Below are 17,796 nucleotides of genomic sequence, written 5' to 3'. Positions count from 1 at the left end.
CGGAAAACGGAGGAAAAGAAGATGAGCATGAGCAAGAACATCGCACGCCTGGCAGTAACGGCAGGCCTCACGGCAGCGCTGAGCTTTGGTGGCGTCATGGCGCCCGTCACGATGGCGTTTGCTGAGGGCGGCACGGGCAGTATCACGATCAGCCAAGTTGAGGGTAACGAGAACACTACGTTCAAGGCGTACCAGATCTTTAAGGCCACGGTGACCGACTCTAAAAACGGCGGCAAGACCGCTCAGAACATTACGTGGGCAAGCGATACGGTTGACACGAAGGTGATTAATGCCATTAATAGCTGGGAGAATGATCACAACTTGAAGGCTGAGGATAAGCTGCCTAACAAGCCTACGCCTCAGGAAGTCGCGGATTTCATCACTGCGCATGCGGGAGACTGCACCGCGGGGTCGGAATCGACCAAAGGAACACGAATCGCGACCGATAATATTCTCTATGCAGTTGCGAATGCCATCAGGGATGAGGCGCCGGTCAACTCGGATATCGTCGCTGGCACCGCTTGGACTCCCGAAACTTCGAACGGTAGCGGTTATTACCTGTTTGTGACCAATGCTCTCAGCGATTCGTCCAAGAAGGATACCGGCACGTCCCCGATTTTTGCTGTTGTTGGCGGTAGTGCTGTAACTGTAACTGAGAAGACCAGTATCCCTACCGTCGGCAAGCAGGTACTTGCTTCGGCGCCGGATGATCCCAAGAGCGAAACTGATTGGGCTGGCGTTATCGACTCCCAAATCGGCCAGGAAGTGACCTACAAGCTTACCGGATCGGTCGCCGATAACTATGCCACCTACGATTCCTATGCATATAAGTTTACGGATACTCTTTCGGATGGCCTCGACTACGTAGCTGGTTCGCTTAAGGTCTATGCGGTGAACAAGGGCGCTTATACGCTCATCGAGCACGGCTATGAAGTTACTCCTCCAAATGAGAGCAGCCGCGTTTTGACAGTTAACTTTGCCGTTGACAAGGACAACAACAAAAAGGGCCTCAAGGATGTTCAGGGCGTAGACGCCGACACACAGATTGTTGTCTTTTACAGGGCAAAGCTCAATAAGAATGCCGTTACCGGCAATGGTGACAGTGAGGGAAAGAAAGGCAATTACAACACTGTAAAGCTCGAATACTCCAACAACCCTTCTACCGAGGGGACAGGCACGTCTGTCGAGAGCGGCGCTGGAGATTTTACCTTCAAGCTCAACCTCAATAAGGTTGACCAAGGCACCGAAAAGGGCCTTAAGGGTGCCGTCTTTACCATCAAGTCTAACAACAAATATGTTGCTTCAGAAGACGGGAATGGTTTTGTCGCAGGCCAACTTGTGGACGTTACCGATAACAACGACCTTCCCGAGCATGTAAAGTTCACGTCTACGGACGATGGCAAGATTGCTGTGAAAGGTCTCGATGCCGGTACCTACACAGTGACTGAGATTAAGGCACCGAACGACAAATATACCGTCGCTAAACCCTTCACATTTACTATCACGGCAACGTATAAGAATAATCCGACGGAGCTTGATGAGATTACGATCGCTCCCTCTGAAAATGCCGACCATCGTTCCGATGTCGCTTTCGGCGCGCTCGACAACACTCCGGGCGACAACGAACTAACCGCCAAGAATGATACTGCTGCTAATGTCGAAACCGGTGAAATTAACATCACCGTCGGCAACACCAAGTCCGTTGGCCTCCCGCTCACCGGCCTCAACGGCGTGACCTTCACTTGGATTGCTGGTGGCGCGGTGCTGTGCATCGGCGTGGCGCACCTCATCCGCAGCCGTAAGCAGGCTGAGGAGTCCGAGCAGGAGTAACGCTCGCTCACCCATCCCTTTGGCAGGTGGGATGTGATGGCCATGAGACTTGCGGACACTTTTCTCGTCCATCCACGTTCTTGCTTTGCCATTCTCTTTTCGGGGCAGACTCCGCGCTGGAGTCTGCCCCGTTTTTTGGATAACGCAGCCAGCCTCCATCGCTTGTATGATCGAGTGTATGATTAGCGAACAAATGTTTGCAAATATTGCGTTTACCAGCTGTAAGTGCGAGTGCTCGCAGTAAAATACCCTTGCGACGCATCCCGTGCGCGGGCGGCCGACGACTCGATCGGAGGTCCCCAAATGCTGAAATTCCTTAACGCGCTCGCCGCCCTCGCGGCGGTGGGCACGTTCGTCATCGCGTTTCTTGACTCGTATGAGGTTCGGTTTAAGGTCCGTAGGCGCACGCGCGGTGCGGACGGTAGAAGGCATTTGCGCCGCAAGCGCAAATAAGAATGCCCGGGGGTAGGATCCCGGGCATTTAACAAAACCAGAAAACTAGGCCGCCCGCGCTCCCAAACATTTACGCGGGGTGCGTCGTTCTCTATTGATATTGTATCCCGAATCGCCCCGCCGATCCGGGACATTTTGAAAACGCAAATGCTGGCCCATACTCGCACTGCGCAATGCTGCCTAGCTGCGTTGTCCGGCGTACGAGCTCGCGAATCGGCTATTATTTGTTTAGACAACCTGAGCTATAGAGGAGTGACCGGCGATGGTGCAGGGCGCCAAACATATGAAGAGCAATAACGCCGCGGCCAACGGTGGCTCAAGCCCTCAACCCAAACCTCAACCAAAGCCCAAGCGTCGTCGCAAGCGGCTGCCGCGTTGGGCCGACCGGCTCATCACCATCGTTATCATCCTTATTGGCGTGGGCCTTATGACCTGGCCGTGGATCTTGGACCGGCTCGAGGCCTCGGGCGTGTTCAACCAGATCAGCACCGTGTCTAGCACCGTGGATGCGCTCTCGGAGGAGGAGCGCGAGCGCATCTTGCTCCAGGCGCGCTCTTATAACGAGCAACTTGCCGGCGAGGCCACCGAGCTTCCCGCCGACCAGATTGAGCCCTACGCCCAGCAGCTCATCTTTGACCGCGACCCCATGATGAGCTGGGTCGAGATTCCCTCCATTGACGTGAGCATGCCTATCTACCACGGCACGAGCGAGGAGGTCCTTATGGCGGGCGTCGGCCACCTAGAGGGCACGAGCCTGCCGGTGGGCGGCACCTCAACGCATTGCGTGCTCACCGCGCACTCGGGCATGCGCAACCTGAGCATGTTCGACGACATCCACTCGCTGGAGCCCGGCGACCTGGTGCTGCTGCACACCATGAACAAGACGCTCGCCTATAAGATGGTGGACTCCGAGGTCGTGCTGCCCGAGGAGATGGAGTCGCTGACCATCGAGCCGGGCGCCGACAAGGTGACGCTCGTCACCTGCACACCCTACGGCGTGAACGACCATCGCCTGCTGGTGCATTGCGTGCGCACCAAGTACAACAAGAAGGACGTCGACAAGCAAAAGTCGCTGGCCGGCCGCCACTGGGGCAAGCGCGAGTTTGCCGTGCTCATTGTGGTCGTGGCCATTGTGCTGTTGCTGCTGGACATCGTGATTCACGCGGTCCGCAAGCGCCGCAAGGCCAAGGCCTCGGCATAAGACATTCTTCAGAACCACCACAATGGGGACAGGCACCTTTGTGGTGGTCGGGACTTCCAAACCATCACAACATTCGATGAAAATCGCGATTTTGACGAAAAACATCGAATGTTGTGATGCTTTTCGTTGTGGGCGAGACGGTTTTCGCTATGGACGGTGCGGTTTCGCTGCAGAACCGCCAGCCCGCCGCCTGCCAGTCCGCCGTCCTCGTTACGTTTTCGCTGCATTTGGGTAAAGCGCCTGCCCAAGCCGGCGTTGCCTTGTATACTAGAGCGGTTTAACTGTTATGCGGAAGGGAGCGCCTATGGCACTCAGCGAGAAAGACGTGCGCGGTATCGCCGAGTACGCAAAGATCGCACTGACCGATGACGAGCTCACCCAGATGACGTCCTACATGAACGACGCCGTCCAGATGCTCGAGCCCGTCTTGCAATATGACTTGCCCGACGTGGAGCCCACGTTCCATCCTATCGGAGGCCTGTCCAACGTGATGGGCGATGACCTGCGCGAGCCCGAGCGCGACCTGCCGCTCGACGTTGCGCTCGAAAACGCCGGCAGCGCGCGCGACCGCTACTTCCGCGTGCCGTCCATTTTGGGAGAGGGGGAGAGCGAGTAATGGCGCAGAGCTTCGATTCCCTTACCGCCGCTCAGATCGCCGCGGGCGTTGCCGCCGGCGACTTTACCGCCACTGAGGTGGCCCAGGCCTCCCTTGCCGCCATCGAGGCGCGCGAGGGCGGGGTCCAGGCATTCCTGCAGGTGTCGCCCGAGCTTGCGCTCGAGGCCGCCGCGCGCGTGGATGCCGACCGTGCCGCAGGCAAGCCGCTGCCCCCGCTCGCGGGCGTGCCGCTGGCCATCAAGGACAACATGAACCTCGTGGGCACGCGCACCACCTGCGCTTCCCGCATGCTCGAGAACTACCAGAGCGTCTACACCGCCACCTGCGTCCAGCGCATGCTCGACGCCGGCTGCCTGCCCATGGGTAAGGCCAACATGGACGAGTTTGCCTTTGGCAGCTCCACCGAGAGCTCGGCGTTCCACCGCACCAACAACCCCTGGGATACCGAGCGCGTGCCCGGCGGCTCTTCGGGCGGCTCCGCTGCAGCCGTCGCCGCGGGCGAGGTCGCGCTCTCGCTGGGCTCGGACACCGGTGGCTCCATTCGCCAGCCGGCGTCGCTGTGCGGCGTGGTGGGCTTTAAGCCCACGTATGGCGCAGTGAGCCGTTACGGCGTGGTTGCCTTTGGCTCGTCGCTCGACCAGGTGGGCCCCTTTGGCCGCACGGTCGAGGACGTCGCGCTGGCTATGAACGCGCTTACCGGCGCGGGCCACGATCCGTACGACTGCACCAGCCAGGATTGCGCCGTCGACTTTACCGAGCATCTCAACGACAGCATCGAGGGCAAACGCGTGGGCATCATTCCCGCGTTTATGGAGGCCGAGGGCCTGACGCCGGAGGTCAAGGCCGCTGTTGAGCGTGCCGCCCAGGAACTGCAGAACCAGGGTGCCGAGCTGGTCGAGGTCGACCTGCCGCACCTGGACGCCGCCATCGCCGCCTACTATGTCATCGGTCCGGCCGAGGCGTTTTCCAACCTGGCCCGTTTCGATGGCATTCGCTACGGCTATCAGGAGGAGGGCTGCGCCAACCTTTCCGACCAGAGCTCGCTCTCGCGCGCCCACGGCTTTGGCGCCGAGGCCAAGCGCCGTCAGATGCTCGGCGCCTACCTGCTGAGCTCGGGCGTGTACGACAAGTACTACTATGCCGCGCAAAAGGCCCGCACGCTCATCACGCAGGACTACGACGCCGCGTATGCCAAGGTGGACACCATCCTCATGCCCGCCTCGCCGCGTACGGCCTTTAAGTTTGGCGAGATCAGCGACCCCACGCAGATGTATCTCTCCGACCTGTACACCATTTCGCTCAACATTTGCGGCAACGGCGGTATCTCGGTGCCGCTGGGCTTGGGCGAGGACAGCAAGCTGCCCGTTTCAGCCCAGCTGGTTGGTCCGGCCTTTAAGGACCGTCAGCTGCTCACATTTGCCCGCGCCCTGGAGCGCGGCTTTGCCGATGCCGCCACGGGTGCGCCCGCGCTTTCCGTCGCGCCCGATTTTGCCGGGAAGGGAGGCGAGCTGTAATGAAGGAGCTTTCCGAGGTCCTGCAGGATTGGGAGGCCGTGATCGGCCTAGAGATCCATACCGAGCTCACCGCACTCGATACCAAGATGTTCTGCAACTGCAAACTCAGCCACGATGACGAGCCCAACGCCAATGTGTGCCCGGTGTGCCTGGGCCTGCCCGGCGCCCTGCCGGTGCCCAACAAGCGCGCCATCGAGAGCATCGTCAAGGCAGGTCTCGCCACCAACTGCGAGATCCAACGCCACTCGATGTTCTACCGTAAGCACTACTTCTATCCCGATATGGCCAAGAACTTCCAGACCACGCAGGGTCCGGTCGCCTTTGCCATGTACGGTCACCTGGATCTGGATGTGACCGGTCGCGGTGCCGCCGAGCGCCCCGACTGCGCGTTTGGCGAGGCCGAGGCCCAGAGTCTGGCGAGCGCCTCGGCCAACGCCGAGGGCCTGTCCACGTCCATGACGTCGACCATGCGCGAAGGCAATCAGCGCGCCGGCCATCTGGCCAGCTATGACGCGTCCAACCTGCAGATGCCCGAGCGTCGCGAGGACGGTTCCTACACGGTGCCCATCCGCATCCTGCGCATCCACATGGAGGAGGACGCCGCCAAGATGGTGCACGTGGGCGGTGCCGAGGGCCGCATTACCGCCGCGGCCGAGTCGCTCGTCGACTACAACCGCTGCGGCACGCCTTTGATTGAGCTCGTGACTGAGCCCGACTTGCGTACGCCCGAGGAGGCTCGCCTGTTTATGGAAAAGCTCCGTCGCATCTTTGTGACGCTGGGCATTTCGGACTGCTCCATGGAGAAGGGCTCCATGCGCTGCGACGGCAACGTGTCGCTGCGCCGCCGCGGCGAGACCAAGCTGGGCACCAAGACCGAGCTCAAGAACCTCAACTCGTTTAAGAGCCTACACGACGGCCTTGCCTACGAGATCTGCCGCCAGGCCGAGGTGCTCGAGGAGGGTGGCATCATCTATCAGGAGACCCGCCACTGGGAGCCTAGCCGTAAGCGTACCGTGGTCATGCGTGTGAAGGAGACGGCTGACGACTACCGTTTGTTCCCCGACCCCGATCTGGCGCCGTTCGATCTGGACGACGAGTTCATCGACCGCTGCCGTGGCGAGATTCCCGAGCTGCCCGATGCCAAGCGCGTTCGTTTTGAGGCCGACTTTGGCATTAAGACGGCCGACGCCGAGCAGATTGCTGGCGATCCGGAGTTTGCCGAGTTCTTTGAGGCCGCCGCTGCCGGTATGGCTGGCAAAGAGGCCCAGACGGTCGCAAACCTGCTGGTGAACGAGATGATCGCCTACCTTAAGGGCGCGGGCGTCTCGCTGGCCGAGTCCGGTATTGCACCGGCTCAGGTGGCGGCGCTGGCCAAGCTGCTGGCGACCGATGCCATCAGCTCCAACCAGGCGCACGAGGTCTTTGAGGCCATGGCCCAGACCGGCGACGATCCCAACAAGATCGTCGACGAGCGCGGTATGCGTCAGGTGAGCGATGCCGGCGCGCTGCAGCCGATTGTGGACGAGGTGCTGGCAAGCTGTGCCGATCAGGCGCAGCAGTATCGTGACGGCAATCAGAAGGTCATCGGCTTTTTGGTGGGCCAGTGCATGAAGGCGAGCCGCGGCAAGGGCAACCCGAAGCTCTTCAACGAGTTGCTGAGAACGTCGCTCTCGTAAGCGGGAACCCGGGAGCCCCGGCAGGGCGGGTGCTTCCTCAAAATTTCAAACAGTCCTGCGCAAGACGAAGGCCACATTAAGTGGCCTTCTTTGCGTGCGGAACTCATTTTGAGCAAGCGCCCCGCCGTTCCGGGGGTTTTCTCCGCCCTGACGACTCGGCCTTCCGGGTCAGGTGGGCTGAATGGAATTTGGTGAATGAGGGCGCCGGTGGCGCCCTCATTTTTTGTGGATGTTGAAAACGAAGGTGAATACTTTTCCGCGAAGTGAACGACCTATTTTGGACCCCTGAAACATCAATGCTTTTTTGGCTCGGTTTCCTGCGGTTTTGTCGAGTGTTTCCTGCGGTTTTGCTGCGAAAAAATGCGGATGCTTCGGGGGTCCAATTTTGCTCGTTCACTTCGCGGAAAACTATTCACCTTCAATTTGCTGGAGAGGATAGGGCCTCCTCTTTGGCGTAACGGATGTACATAGCGGCGGGCGGATCGCCAGAAGCTGGCTGGTCCGCACCATAAGATTTCCAAAAAGTTAACCTGTGTTGACCTCAATAGTTAGATAAACTAAACTATTTTCCAAAAGTGTGCTCGAGCAAACTTATTTACTCGAGTGCTGAGGCACCGTGCCGCGTCCGATGCGGCAAAAGGGAGAAGCAACATGAAGAAGTCGACGTTTAACACCCTGCTTGTCGGTGGCGGTTTTCTGCTTGGTACGGCTGGCATCAAGCTGCTCACCAGCGCTCCGGTAAAGAATGCCTGCGTGCAAGGTATCGCGTGCGGCATGCGCATCAAGAACGGCTACCAGGACATGGTCGAGCAGGCCAAGGCCGAGGTCGACGACATGGTTGCCGAGGCTGCCTACATCACCCAGAGCGAGGCCGCTGTGGACAACGCAGCTGAGTAGCGCTCCCGGGCATAAACAATGAGATTCTCGATTATCAACGAGATCCCCGGCAGGACCCGCCTCCAGTTGGCGGGTCCTGTGCCAGAGGGCGATCTCGATGCGCTTCTTAAGCTCAGCGGCGACATCGACGGCGTGCACAAGGTGCGCGTCTACGGCCGTATTGGCCAGATGGCGCTCGAATATGACGAGCAACGTCGTGCGGGCGTGCTCGATGCCCTGGGCGCACTCGACTCCCAGGCCATTGCCGACGCAAAGACGGGTTACGTGATGCAGCTTGAGCCACGCAGGCGCAAGCTCGTCATGGATCTTGCCACACTTGTCGGCGCTCACTATGCGCGCCGATGGTTTTTGCCCACGCCCCTGCGCGCGGTGTTTGTCGTGGCCGGTTACATGACCTTTTTGCGCGCCGCCTTCCGTGAGCTCGCGCAGCCGCGCCTGACTGTTCCCGTGCTCGACGCCTCTGCCATCGGTATCTCGTTTGCCAAGCGCGACGTCGATACCGCGGGCCAGACGATGTTCTTACTCAACGTGGGCGAGCTGCTCGAGGACTACACGCGCGCCATGAGCGAAAACGAACTCATCAACTCGCTGCTCGACGTGCCCGACAAGGCGCAAAAGGTCGTCGGTGACACCGAGGTGAGCGTTGCCGCCACCGAGCTTGAGCCCGGCGACTTGGTGGCCGTGCGCACTGGCATGTCCATTTGCATCGACGGTGTTGTCGAGCAGGGGAGCGCTATGGTCAACCAAGCGACCCTGACCGGCGAGCCACTGGCCGTTGAGCGCAGCGTGGGCGATGACGTGTTCGCCGGTACCGTCGTGGAAGACGGCAGCATCTTGGTGCGCGTGCGTGCCAACACGGCGCAGACCAAGCTGCGCTCGATCGTCTCGCTCGTGCAGACGGCCGACTCGCTCAAGTCCGAGGGCCAGTCGCACATGGAGGACCTTGCCAACAAGATCGTCCCGTGGAACTTCCTGCTCGCGGGCCTAGTAGCGCTTACCACCCGCAGCCTCATCAAGACCTCGGCGGCGCTGATGGTCGACTACTCGTGCGCACTCAAGCTCACGGGTTCCGTCGCCGTCATGACCGCTATGAGCGACGCTGCCAAGATGGGTGTTATGGTCAAGGGCGCTAAGTACTTTGAGTCGTTTGCCAAGGCCGATACCATTGTCTTTGACAAGACCGGTACGCTGACCGAGGCCCAGCCGCGCCTAGCTTGCGTGCTCACGACCGACGGCTGGAGCGAGGACGAGGTCCTGCGCCTTTCTGCCTGTCTGGAGGAGCATTTCCCGCATCCGGTGGCGCGTGCCGTGGTCAACGCCGCCCGCGAGCGCGGGCTCGAGCACCGCGAGCGTCACGCTGCGGTCGAGTATATTGTGGCGCACGGCATCGCTTCGTCCATCGAAGGGCGTCGCGCGATTATCGGCTCGGCACACTTTGTGTTTGAGGACGAGAGCGCGCAGCTCGATTCCGACATTAAGGAGCGCATTGAGTCCCAGATGCAGGGCCTGTCGCCGCTGTATCTGGCGGTCGACGGCACCGTTGTGGGCGTGCTCGGTATCGAGGACCCGCTTAAGCCCGGGGTCCGCGAGGCCATCGCCGACCTGCATGCGCTGGGCGTCAAACATGTCGTTATGCTTACGGGCGACTCCGAACGCACGGCCGAGCGCATTGCGCGCGAGGCAGGGGTCGACGAGTTTAAGGCCGAGCTGCTGCCCGAGGACAAGTACGCCTATGTGGAGCGCATTAAGAGCGAGGGGCGCCATGTTGCCATGGTGGGCGACGGCGTCAACGATTCGCCGGCGCTCGGTTTGGCCGACGTGGGCCTGGCGATGGGTGGAGGAAGCGACATCGCTAAGGAGGTCGCCGATATCATCCTGGCGGATACCGATCTCGCTGCAATCGTGCGCCTACGCCGCATGAGCCAGGGCCTCATTGATCGTCTGACGAGCTCCTACTCTAAGGTGATGCTCACCAACTCAGCGCTCCTGGCGCTGGGCATTACAGGCGCGATTACCCCGCAGGCGTCGTCGCTGCTGCACAACGGCTCGACGATTGCCTACAGCCTGAGCAACGCGAAGGCTTACCTGCGTTAGCAGACGTGTTCGCCCACGTTATCTGGCCTGCGCCCAGACGGCTGTCGTCTGGGCGCAGGCCTTTTGCATTTGACCATCTGCTAGCTTATTAATATAGTGTTGCTAGCAAGGCTAGCAATTGAAGGGAGCGGGTCAACGTGGGTGCTGTTAGCGGCATGGCGCAGGTGAACGTTCGCGTGGATCGCCAGGTCAAGAACCGTGCCGAGGAGGCGCTGCGGCTTTCGGGCGGGTCACTGCCCGAGCTCATCAAAAAGGTGGTGGCTAAGGTCGCGCAGGGTGGCGGGCAGTGCGAGGAAGTGCTTGCGGCCGTCGACGACCGGCAGCAGTCCGTCGCGCCCGATACTCCGTTCGCCGCATCATGGGCGGCGGCGGATCAGCTTTACGCGGACCTGGGCATCGCTACGTCGCCCGTATCCAACGACCGCGATTGGGACACAATTTATTCCGAAGCCATGGACGAGCGCTATCGCCAAAAGGGGATGATCCAGTGAGTGGGGCGCCTCTCAAGATCATGGTGGACGCCAACGTATGGGTTGATTCGTTTTGCGCCGACCATGCCGAGTCGCTTGCTGCGCGTACGTTTATTGGACAGGCGACGGAGGCAGGGGCGTTGCTGTTCTTCCCGGTGCATATCGCTAAGGACGTGCTGTACGTTGTCCAACACGAGCTCAAGCGTAGCGTTCTTGCCAGCGGGGGAGCGCTTGACGAGACATCTGCCCGTGCAATTGGCGATGCAGCGTTGGCGTTTGTTCGGGACATGACCGAAAACGCCACGGCCGTGGGTGCAGATGCGTCGGACCTTTGGCTGGCCGACAAATACCTGACGCTCCATCGCGATTACGAGGACAACTTGGTGCTCGCCGCATGCAAACGCGCCCAGGTCGATTACTTGGTGACCAACAATCGCAAGCTGCTCGAACATGCCGATCTTGCAGCGAAGACCCCGCGCCAAATGATGCCGATTCTCGCGCTGGCAGAACGCGGTGGGCGGGTGTCCCGCTAACGTAAACCTATATGTGCGTCCCCTGGAGCTCCGTCACCCCAAAGGGTGCACACTATTTTGCCATGGACTGCCTAATTTCTTAAATACGCCGCCCCTCTAGAAGCCTTCTCAGTCCTGTCGACTCGATATTTTGGGTCAGATGGTCGGAAATCTGTTTCGGAGATGTGCTTTGTTGGGGGAGCCTCCGATGGATTGATGAGGCCAAGTGCTTCTAACCAAAGCGTTTATCTCGGCAAGTTCCAGGGACAGTTTACTTCTATCCTTTCGCCGGCTGGCTCCCAAATAACAAAGTTAGAGTGCTTGCGTACGGGTACATAAAGCGATACGCTAAAAGAAACATATGGAGGTTCATGATGCTATCAAGATTCGGAACCATATTTGGCAATAAGCGTCTTAGATGTGCTTAGTTGATGGAGCTGAATTTATTTTAGGAGCGAGCATTATGAACAAGCGCCTATCTTTACCTGTTGCATTACTACTGTTAGTGGCTGCCCTATCGCTGTTTACGCCCTCAATAGGGTTTGCGGATGATTTCCTGACTAATGACAATAGCGAATATCCAGTGAGTGTTTCATTTCAACTGAAAGATCGTGCGAGTCAGGAATATACCGTTATTTTGCCGGATGGAACTGAAGGCAAAATTGGAATTGAATATATTCCGACTATTGAGCCGTGTAACGCGTGGGATTCTTATTATCAAAACGCCTCTGGCACATGGAGGGTTTACTATAACTCGGTGATATTTCAGGAGTTCTACATTAAAATCGGCAATCATAAGATAACGAGTGCATGGGGTTCGAATTATTCTGTTCCCCTGGGAACGGCATCTGATTCCTTTACCTGGAATAGTACACGAGCGCTACAGCGCGTGAATGTGTCTATACCAGGCTTGTATACTGGAAATGTGTTCTTGGGCGCAGAAATGCAGGGAACGACTCTGCACACCTATGCATACTAGGGCGGTGGTTTTGTGCGCGGTCCCGAAATCGTCTTACTTGCGATACTAATTGCGCTTATCGTGCTCGGATTTAGGCTGGTACGTTGGATTGTGCGAAAAGCAAAGCGTTAATTAGCCTGGACAGATATCATTTTTAGTCGAAGAGCAAGCTGGATCTCTCAAATCTCTCATGTGACTATGTGCTGTATCTGGCTTGCTCTTCAATTATGGCTCGAAATGAGAACTAAGTCTTAAAGCCGCGTTTTTATGGCAGCGGCTTCGGCGAGCTTATCTGCTGCTGTGACATCGGATTGATTGAGGGCAGCGAGACTGCGGTAGAGCCATTCGTTGACCTGGGTGTTCTTGACGCCAGCGGTTTTGGTGAGGATGGCTATAGCGCTGATTTCGGCAAAGAGTTCGGCCTTTGCACCCGTGAGCTCGCCAAGCTCGATGTCGTGATGTGCGGTGACGCCGCGGTTTTCGCTTACGTGGTCGATGAAGCCGCGGACGGTTTCAACGTGCTCGGCGAGTGTGGCCTCATCGGCGCCGTCGGTGAGCGCGTTGAGGGCGCCCGTGACCACGAGGGCGGGATGTCCGCAGGGGACAAAGCCCTCGATGACATCCATAGCTTCGGTAATGGTTGAGCCCAGGCCTGCGAGGGCATTGACGAGTTGCTGCTTGGTATCCATAACGGTCCTTTCGAAGGGTCAATTGTGCTTGGCGAAAATATACGTGACGCGATCGGTAGCAAAAGTGCGAAGTGCAGCGCACATTGGGGTCTTCACAGCTCGTGCATAGAGCAGCTTTCTGCCTTTAGAACGTGGTAAGATAGCTATCCACGAGCGGGGTTCGCCCCGCGTGTTCCTTGAAAAGTCGACGGTTATCGGGTGTTTGCAGGCCCGATACCATCCAGACTTTCCCGACATTCGGGGGCGACTGGTTTCGACACGATAGCTCTGAGAGAGGAAGCAAGCCGAGGTCTCCTCGCCTCGTTAAACAGGGGTACCGTCAAATTGAATTGACAACAACTCTTCTTTTGAGCCTATGGCTCTCGCTGCTTAGTTTATAGCGGCGCGTCAACCCGGTGATTTCCCCGACACCGGCGCGACGTCATGTTAGGGGAATGCTCCTGCGCACGTAATCGGTATGGCGCGGGCTAAGACCGAACCGGTTGGGATGCCGCGAGCGTGTCGCTGCGCGCAAAGCGTCCGAGATTAAACCAGCGACTGAGCTTGGAGATGCCAATCAGGGGGCTTTCGTGGACCGGAGTTCGATTCTCCGCGCCTCCACCAATAGTTACAGGCAGGTAGATACTTATATCTACCTGCCTTTTTATTTCTTGTCCGTACCGCGGAGAATCGAACTCTATGCAGGGCGCGGGCGTAAAGAAAACGCGTGAGCGTTTTTAGCCCGCGGGCGAGGGCGCCGGCAGGCGCCCGAAGCCGGTGCGGATTTGCGAAGCAAATACGCGGATTCTCCGCGCAAAGTCCCAGCTAGATATAGATGCGATGCCGATCGGGCGTCTTGCCCCGGCCTCAACCCATCAGCGGATCCCCCAAACCGCGGAGAATCGAACTCTGCTCCAAAACCCGGGCGCTCTCCTCCGTAAAACTGGGTAGAAGAAAGCCAAAACGCAATCGCAGGAGGTCAATATGACTGCAGAAGATAGGGCAAAGAACGCCGGCAAAGTCGCGCTCGTTTTGGAGGGCGGCAGCTTCCGCGGGCAGTTTACTGCAGGCGTGCTTGACGTTCTCATGGAGGCCGGCGTCGAGATTCCGGCGGTATATGGCGTATCGGCCGGCGCCCTCAACGGCGTGAACTACAAGTCGCACCAGATCGGCCGTGCCAACCGCATCAACCTGGCTTTCTGCAACGACAACCGCTTCATGGGTGCCGCATCGTTTGCGTCCACGGGTTCTATTGTGGGCTACGACTTTATCTTCAACGATGTCCAGGACCGCCTGGATCCCTTTGACAACGAGACGTTTGATGCGAGCCCCATCGAGATGTACGCCGTCGCGACGGACATGCTCTTTGGAACCGCCGCGTACCTGCCGGTCAAAAGCGCCGTGCTCGACCTCGATGCCGTGCGCGCCTCGACGTCGCTGCCGCTGGTGACGCCGCCGGTCGAGATTGACGGGCACAAATACGTCGACGGTGGCGTAGCCGATTCGGTTCCCATCGAGCACGTGCTGGAGGAGGCGGGCTTCGATCGCGCGGTTGTCATTGTCACGCAGGACCGCTCGTACGAGAAAAAGCCCTACGAGTTTATGCCCGCCGCGCGCGCCCGCTATGCCGACTACCCCTACCTGCTCGAGGCTATCGAGACGCGCCACGAGCGCTATAACATCCAGCGCATGCATCTGTGGAAGTATGAGCGCGAGGGCCGCGCACTGGTCGTTGCTCCGCAAAAGCCGGTCGAGGTCGGCCACGTTGAGCACGATCCGGCAAAGCTCCTCGACCTGTATATTCAGGGCCGCCAGGAGGCAAAGCGCTTGCTGGGAGATATCGAGGCATTTGTCGAGCGCTAGTGTCGCGACGTCATGACCCATGGACGACATGTGCAGAAAGTCTGGTCAGAACCAAAATACCTGTTGACTCGGGCGGCGAGCGGGGTAATATGGACGGGTTACTTGCAGAGCCCCGTGAATCTCTGTAACAACACGTACTGTACATGGAGGAGTCTAAGTGATTTCGAAATCGACTCACTACGCCAAGCAGGGCGAGGTCCAGCGCAACTGGGTTCTCGTCGACGCCGATGGTGCTGTCCTGGGCCGTCTTGCCACCCAGATCGCAATGATTCTGCGCGGTAAGAACAAGCCCCAGTTCACGCCCAACAGCGACTGCGGCGACTTCGTTGTTGTCATCAACGCCGATAAGGTCCAGCTTACCGGTAACAAGGCCGACACGAAGACCTATTATCGCCACAGCGGCTACAACGGCGGCCTCAAGGCTGAGAGCTTCCGCCAGGCTATGGAGAAGCACCCGGAGAAGGTCATCGAGCGCGCCGTTCGCGGCATGCTGCCCAAGACCACCCTCGGCCGTGCCCAGATGACCAAGCTTAAGGTCTACGCTGGTGCCGAGCATCCGCACGCTGCCCAGAACCCCACGAAGATTGAGCTGGAGGCTTAAAGATGGCTGAGAACACCGTTGTCTACCAGGGTACCGGCCGTCGTAAGAACGCCGTCGCCCGCGTCCGTCTCGTCCCCGGCACCGGCAAGGTGACCATCAACAAGCGTGACGCCGAGCAGTATTTCGGCCGTCATCAGCTCGTTGAGAACGCCCTTGCTCCCTTCAAGGTGACCGACACCGCCGGTCAGTTCGACGTTATCGCTCTGTGCGATGGCGGCGGCATCTCCGGTCAGTCCGGCGCTCTGCGCCTGGGCATCGCTCGCGCTCTTCTGAATGCTGGCGACTACCGTGCTGACCTCAAGAAGGCCGGTTTCCTTACGCGCGATGCTCGCGTGGTCGAGCGCAAGAAGTACGGCCTCAAGAAGGCTCGCCGCGCTCCCCAGTTCTCCAAGCGCTAAGGTTTTATCTCCTTACGAGATACAATGTACAAGCGGGGCCTGCCGATTGCTCGGCGGGTCCCGCTTTTCTTTTTCGACTAGGGTGGGCGACTGCGTTTTGCCCACTTGGGAAGGAGCGATCCTATGCCCCAGAACATCTTCGGTACCGATGGCGTCCGCGGCGTCGCCAACGCCGACCTCTCGTGCGACCTCGCGTTTCGTCTTGGCCGTGCGGCGACCAAGTTCCTTGGTCCGGACATTTGCATCGGCCGTGACACGCGTCTTTCGGGCACCATGCTCGAGAGTGCTCTGACCGCCGGTATTATGGCCGAGGGCGGCCGCCCGCACTGCTGCGGCGTTATCCCTACGCCGGCCGTGGCGCTGCTCACCGTCCAAAACGAGCTCGACGGCGGCATCGTCATTTCTGCTTCGCACAATCCGCCGGAGTTCAACGGCATCAAGTTCTTTAGCCGCAAGGGCATGAAGCTTCCCGATGCTGTCGAGGAAGAGATCAGCGCTTGGGTCATGTCCGAGGAGGCCATGGCTGCCGATACGCTGCCGACCGGTGCCGGCGTGGGCCACATCATCAAGATGAAGGACGCCCGCAAGGCATATGTCGATCATGCCATCAGCACGCTCGACGGCCTTAAGCTCGATGGCCTGGTTGTTGCCGTCGACTGCGGCCACGGCGCTTCTTGTCAGACCACGCCCGCCGCGTTGCAGCGCCTGGGCGCTACGGTCCATGCCATCAACACCGATTACTGCGGTACCGACATTAACGTCGAGTGCGGCTCCACTCATCTTGAGCCCCTGCGTGAGCTCGTACTGCGTACCCACGCCGACATCGGCCTGGCCCACGATGGCGACGCCGATCGCGTGCTGTTCGTGGACAGCGAGGGCAACGAGATCGATGGCGACTACATCCTGGCCATCTGCGGTTCCGACCTGGCCGCTCGCGGCAAGCTCGCCAACTCCGAGATCGTCTCGACCGTTATGTGCAACCTAGGCTTCTCCATCGCCATGAAGGAGCAGGGCTTCGAGATGGTCCAGACCGCCGTGGGCGACCGCTATGTTCTCGAGCGTATGCTCGAGGACGGTGCCGTCATCGGCGGCGAGCAGTCCGGCCACATCATCTTCCTGGAGCACAACACCACCGGCGACGGCTTGGTGACGGCCCTGCAGCTTCTGGCCGTGCTCAAGCGCACCGGCCGCACCCTCACCGACCTTGCCGGCATCATGAAGAAGTACCCGCAGGTACTTGTCAACGTACATTCCGACAATAAGGCCGGCCTGGACGATTGTCAGCCCATTTGGGACGCCGTCGCTGCCGCCGAGAAGGAGCTCAACGGTCGCGGCCGCATTCTGGTACGTCCGAGTGGCACCGAGCCGCTGGTCCGTGTGATGGCCGAGGCCGAGACGCACGAGTTGACCCAGCGTGTGGTTGACGACATCGTCGAGGTTGTCAAGCGCGAACTTCCCTAATGGTCAAAAACGGGTGCCAAGTGGTAAACTGTTAAAGTTATTTTGATTGATTGGTATGTCCGAGGGGGAGCATGTTCACTAAAGTCCTGAGGTCTTTTGGTATGCGTGGTCGAGTCCTTACGCTGGATGCTCCCATCTCGGGCGACGTCATTCCGTTATCCGAGGTCAAAGACCAGACGTTTGCTACCGGCCTTTTGGGCCAGGGCGTGGCGATTCAGCCTACCGGCACGCGTGTGATTGCGCCGGCAGACGCCAAGGTCGAGGCCATTTTTCCCACGGGTCACGCCGTTGCGCTCAACACGGTCGATGGTCTAGACGTGCTCATCCATGTTGGTTTGGACACTGTCCAGCTTGAGGGTAAGCATTTTAGCGTGCATGCACAGGTGGGTGATGTCGTCCATAAGGGCGACGTGCTCATCGAGTTCGATCGCGAGGCAATTGCTGCCGAGGGTTACGATGTGACGGTTCCCATCTTGGTGTGCAACTCTGTTGAGTTCTCGAGCATCAAGGGCTCCGTTGGCGAGCATGTCGAGGAGATGGACCAGCTCATCGTTGCTCGCGAGCGCTAGTCGCTCCGCTTGGCC

The 17,796-nt window shown here is 59.1% G+C and carries 16 protein-coding genes and 1 other RNA gene; 16 read left to right on the top strand and 1 reads right to left on the bottom strand.

From position 1 onward, the window contains the following. Nucleotides 1–27 precede the first annotated feature (27 nt). From DWY03_RS04140 to DWY03_RS09995, 10 genes are all read left to right on the top strand, one after another. On the top strand, nt 28–1,830 hold the full coding sequence (locus DWY03_RS04140) for an isopeptide-forming domain-containing fimbrial protein (protein ID WP_158558617.1): 1,803 nt from the start codon (nt 28–30) through the stop codon (nt 1,828–1,830). Nucleotides 1,831–2,566: 736 nt separating this feature from the next. Beyond that, a complete protein-coding gene (locus DWY03_RS04135) occupies nt 2,567–3,484 on the top strand; it encodes a class C sortase (RefSeq protein ID WP_158558616.1) in 918 nt (305 codons plus the stop codon). 304 nt (nt 3,485–3,788) lie between these two features. Beyond that, nucleotides 3,789–4,100: an Asp-tRNA(Asn)/Glu-tRNA(Gln) amidotransferase subunit GatC gene (gene gatC, locus DWY03_RS04130; RefSeq protein WP_117821018.1), complete on the top strand. Its 312-nt coding sequence runs from the start codon at nt 3,789–3,791 to the stop codon at nt 4,098–4,100. Further along, the gene (gene gatA, locus DWY03_RS04125) at nt 4,100–5,614 is read left to right on the top strand and encodes an Asp-tRNA(Asn)/Glu-tRNA(Gln) amidotransferase subunit GatA (protein ID WP_117821017.1); all 1,515 of its coding nucleotides are present in this window, start codon (nt 4,100–4,102) and stop codon (nt 5,612–5,614) included. The genes gatC and gatA overlap by 1 nt, the downstream gene beginning before the upstream one ends. Then, a complete protein-coding gene (gatB, locus tag DWY03_RS04120; protein WP_117821016.1) occupies nt 5,614–7,290 on the top strand; it encodes an Asp-tRNA(Asn)/Glu-tRNA(Gln) amidotransferase subunit GatB in 1,677 nt (558 codons plus the stop codon). Before gatA ends, gatB begins: the two co-directional genes overlap by 1 nt. A gap of 651 nt (nt 7,291–7,941) precedes the next feature. Next, nucleotides 7,942–8,187: a DUF6110 family protein gene (locus DWY03_RS04115; protein ID WP_117821015.1), complete on the top strand. Its 246-nt coding sequence runs from the start codon at nt 7,942–7,944 to the stop codon at nt 8,185–8,187. Between the two features lie 78 nt (nt 8,188–8,265). Beyond that, on the top strand, nt 8,266–10,281 hold the full coding sequence (locus tag DWY03_RS04110) for a heavy metal translocating P-type ATPase (RefSeq protein WP_231500769.1): 2,016 nt from the start codon (nt 8,266–8,268) through the stop codon (nt 10,279–10,281). A gap of 137 nt (nt 10,282–10,418) precedes the next feature. After that, nucleotides 10,419–10,772, top strand: a complete 354-nt coding sequence (locus DWY03_RS10065) for a hypothetical protein (protein WP_158558615.1) — start codon at nt 10,419–10,421, stop codon at nt 10,770–10,772. After that, nucleotides 10,769–11,284: a PIN domain-containing protein gene (locus tag DWY03_RS04105; RefSeq protein ID WP_158558614.1), complete on the top strand. Its 516-nt coding sequence runs from the start codon at nt 10,769–10,771 to the stop codon at nt 11,282–11,284. Before DWY03_RS10065 ends, DWY03_RS04105 begins: the two co-directional genes overlap by 4 nt. A gap of 442 nt (nt 11,285–11,726) precedes the next feature. Next, nucleotides 11,727–12,242 carry a DUF5626 family protein gene (locus tag DWY03_RS09995; protein WP_147335437.1) on the top strand — a complete coding sequence of 172 codons (516 nt, stop codon included), beginning with the start codon at nt 11,727–11,729 and terminating at the stop codon, nt 12,240–12,242. A gap of 230 nt (nt 12,243–12,472) precedes the next feature. Here the strand turns inward: DWY03_RS09995 and DWY03_RS04100 are convergent, their stop codons facing one another. Beyond that, the gene (locus tag DWY03_RS04100) at nt 12,473–12,910 is read right to left on the bottom strand and encodes a hypothetical protein (RefSeq protein ID WP_117775976.1); all 438 of its coding nucleotides are present in this window, start codon (nt 12,908–12,910) and stop codon (nt 12,473–12,475) included. 239 nt (nt 12,911–13,149) lie between these two features. Between DWY03_RS04100 and ssrA the strand changes: the two genes are divergently transcribed. From ssrA to DWY03_RS04070, 6 genes are all read left to right on the top strand, one after another. Then, nucleotides 13,150–13,513: a transfer-messenger RNA gene (gene ssrA, locus DWY03_RS04095) on the top strand. A 360-nt stretch (nt 13,514–13,873) separates the two neighbouring features. Continuing rightward, a complete protein-coding gene (locus DWY03_RS04090) occupies nt 13,874–14,752 on the top strand; it encodes a patatin family protein (protein WP_117839978.1) in 879 nt (292 codons plus the stop codon). A gap of 157 nt (nt 14,753–14,909) precedes the next feature. Further along, nucleotides 14,910–15,353 (top strand): 50S ribosomal protein L13, encoded by a 444-nt coding sequence (gene rplM / locus DWY03_RS04085; protein ID WP_022094635.1) that lies wholly within the window; start codon nt 14,910–14,912, stop codon nt 15,351–15,353. A gap of 2 nt (nt 15,354–15,355) precedes the next feature. Then, nucleotides 15,356–15,751, top strand: coding sequence for a 30S ribosomal protein S9 (gene rpsI, locus DWY03_RS04080; RefSeq protein WP_022094634.1), 396 nt, complete (start codon nt 15,356–15,358; stop codon nt 15,749–15,751). A 123-nt stretch (nt 15,752–15,874) separates the two neighbouring features. Then, on the top strand, nt 15,875–17,212 hold the full coding sequence (gene glmM, locus DWY03_RS04075; RefSeq protein WP_117583337.1) for a phosphoglucosamine mutase: 1,338 nt from the start codon (nt 15,875–15,877) through the stop codon (nt 17,210–17,212). A 71-nt stretch (nt 17,213–17,283) separates the two neighbouring features. Then, nucleotides 17,284–17,781, top strand: coding sequence for a PTS glucose transporter subunit IIA (locus tag DWY03_RS04070; RefSeq protein WP_117839977.1), 498 nt, complete (start codon nt 17,284–17,286; stop codon nt 17,779–17,781). Nucleotides 17,782–17,796: the final 15 nt, after the last annotated feature.

Source organism: Collinsella sp. AF23-2, assembly GCF_003459245.1.
Classification (GTDB): domain Bacteria; phylum Actinomycetota; class Coriobacteriia; order Coriobacteriales; family Coriobacteriaceae; genus Collinsella.
This window is presented reverse-complemented; position numbering and strand designations above follow the sequence as displayed.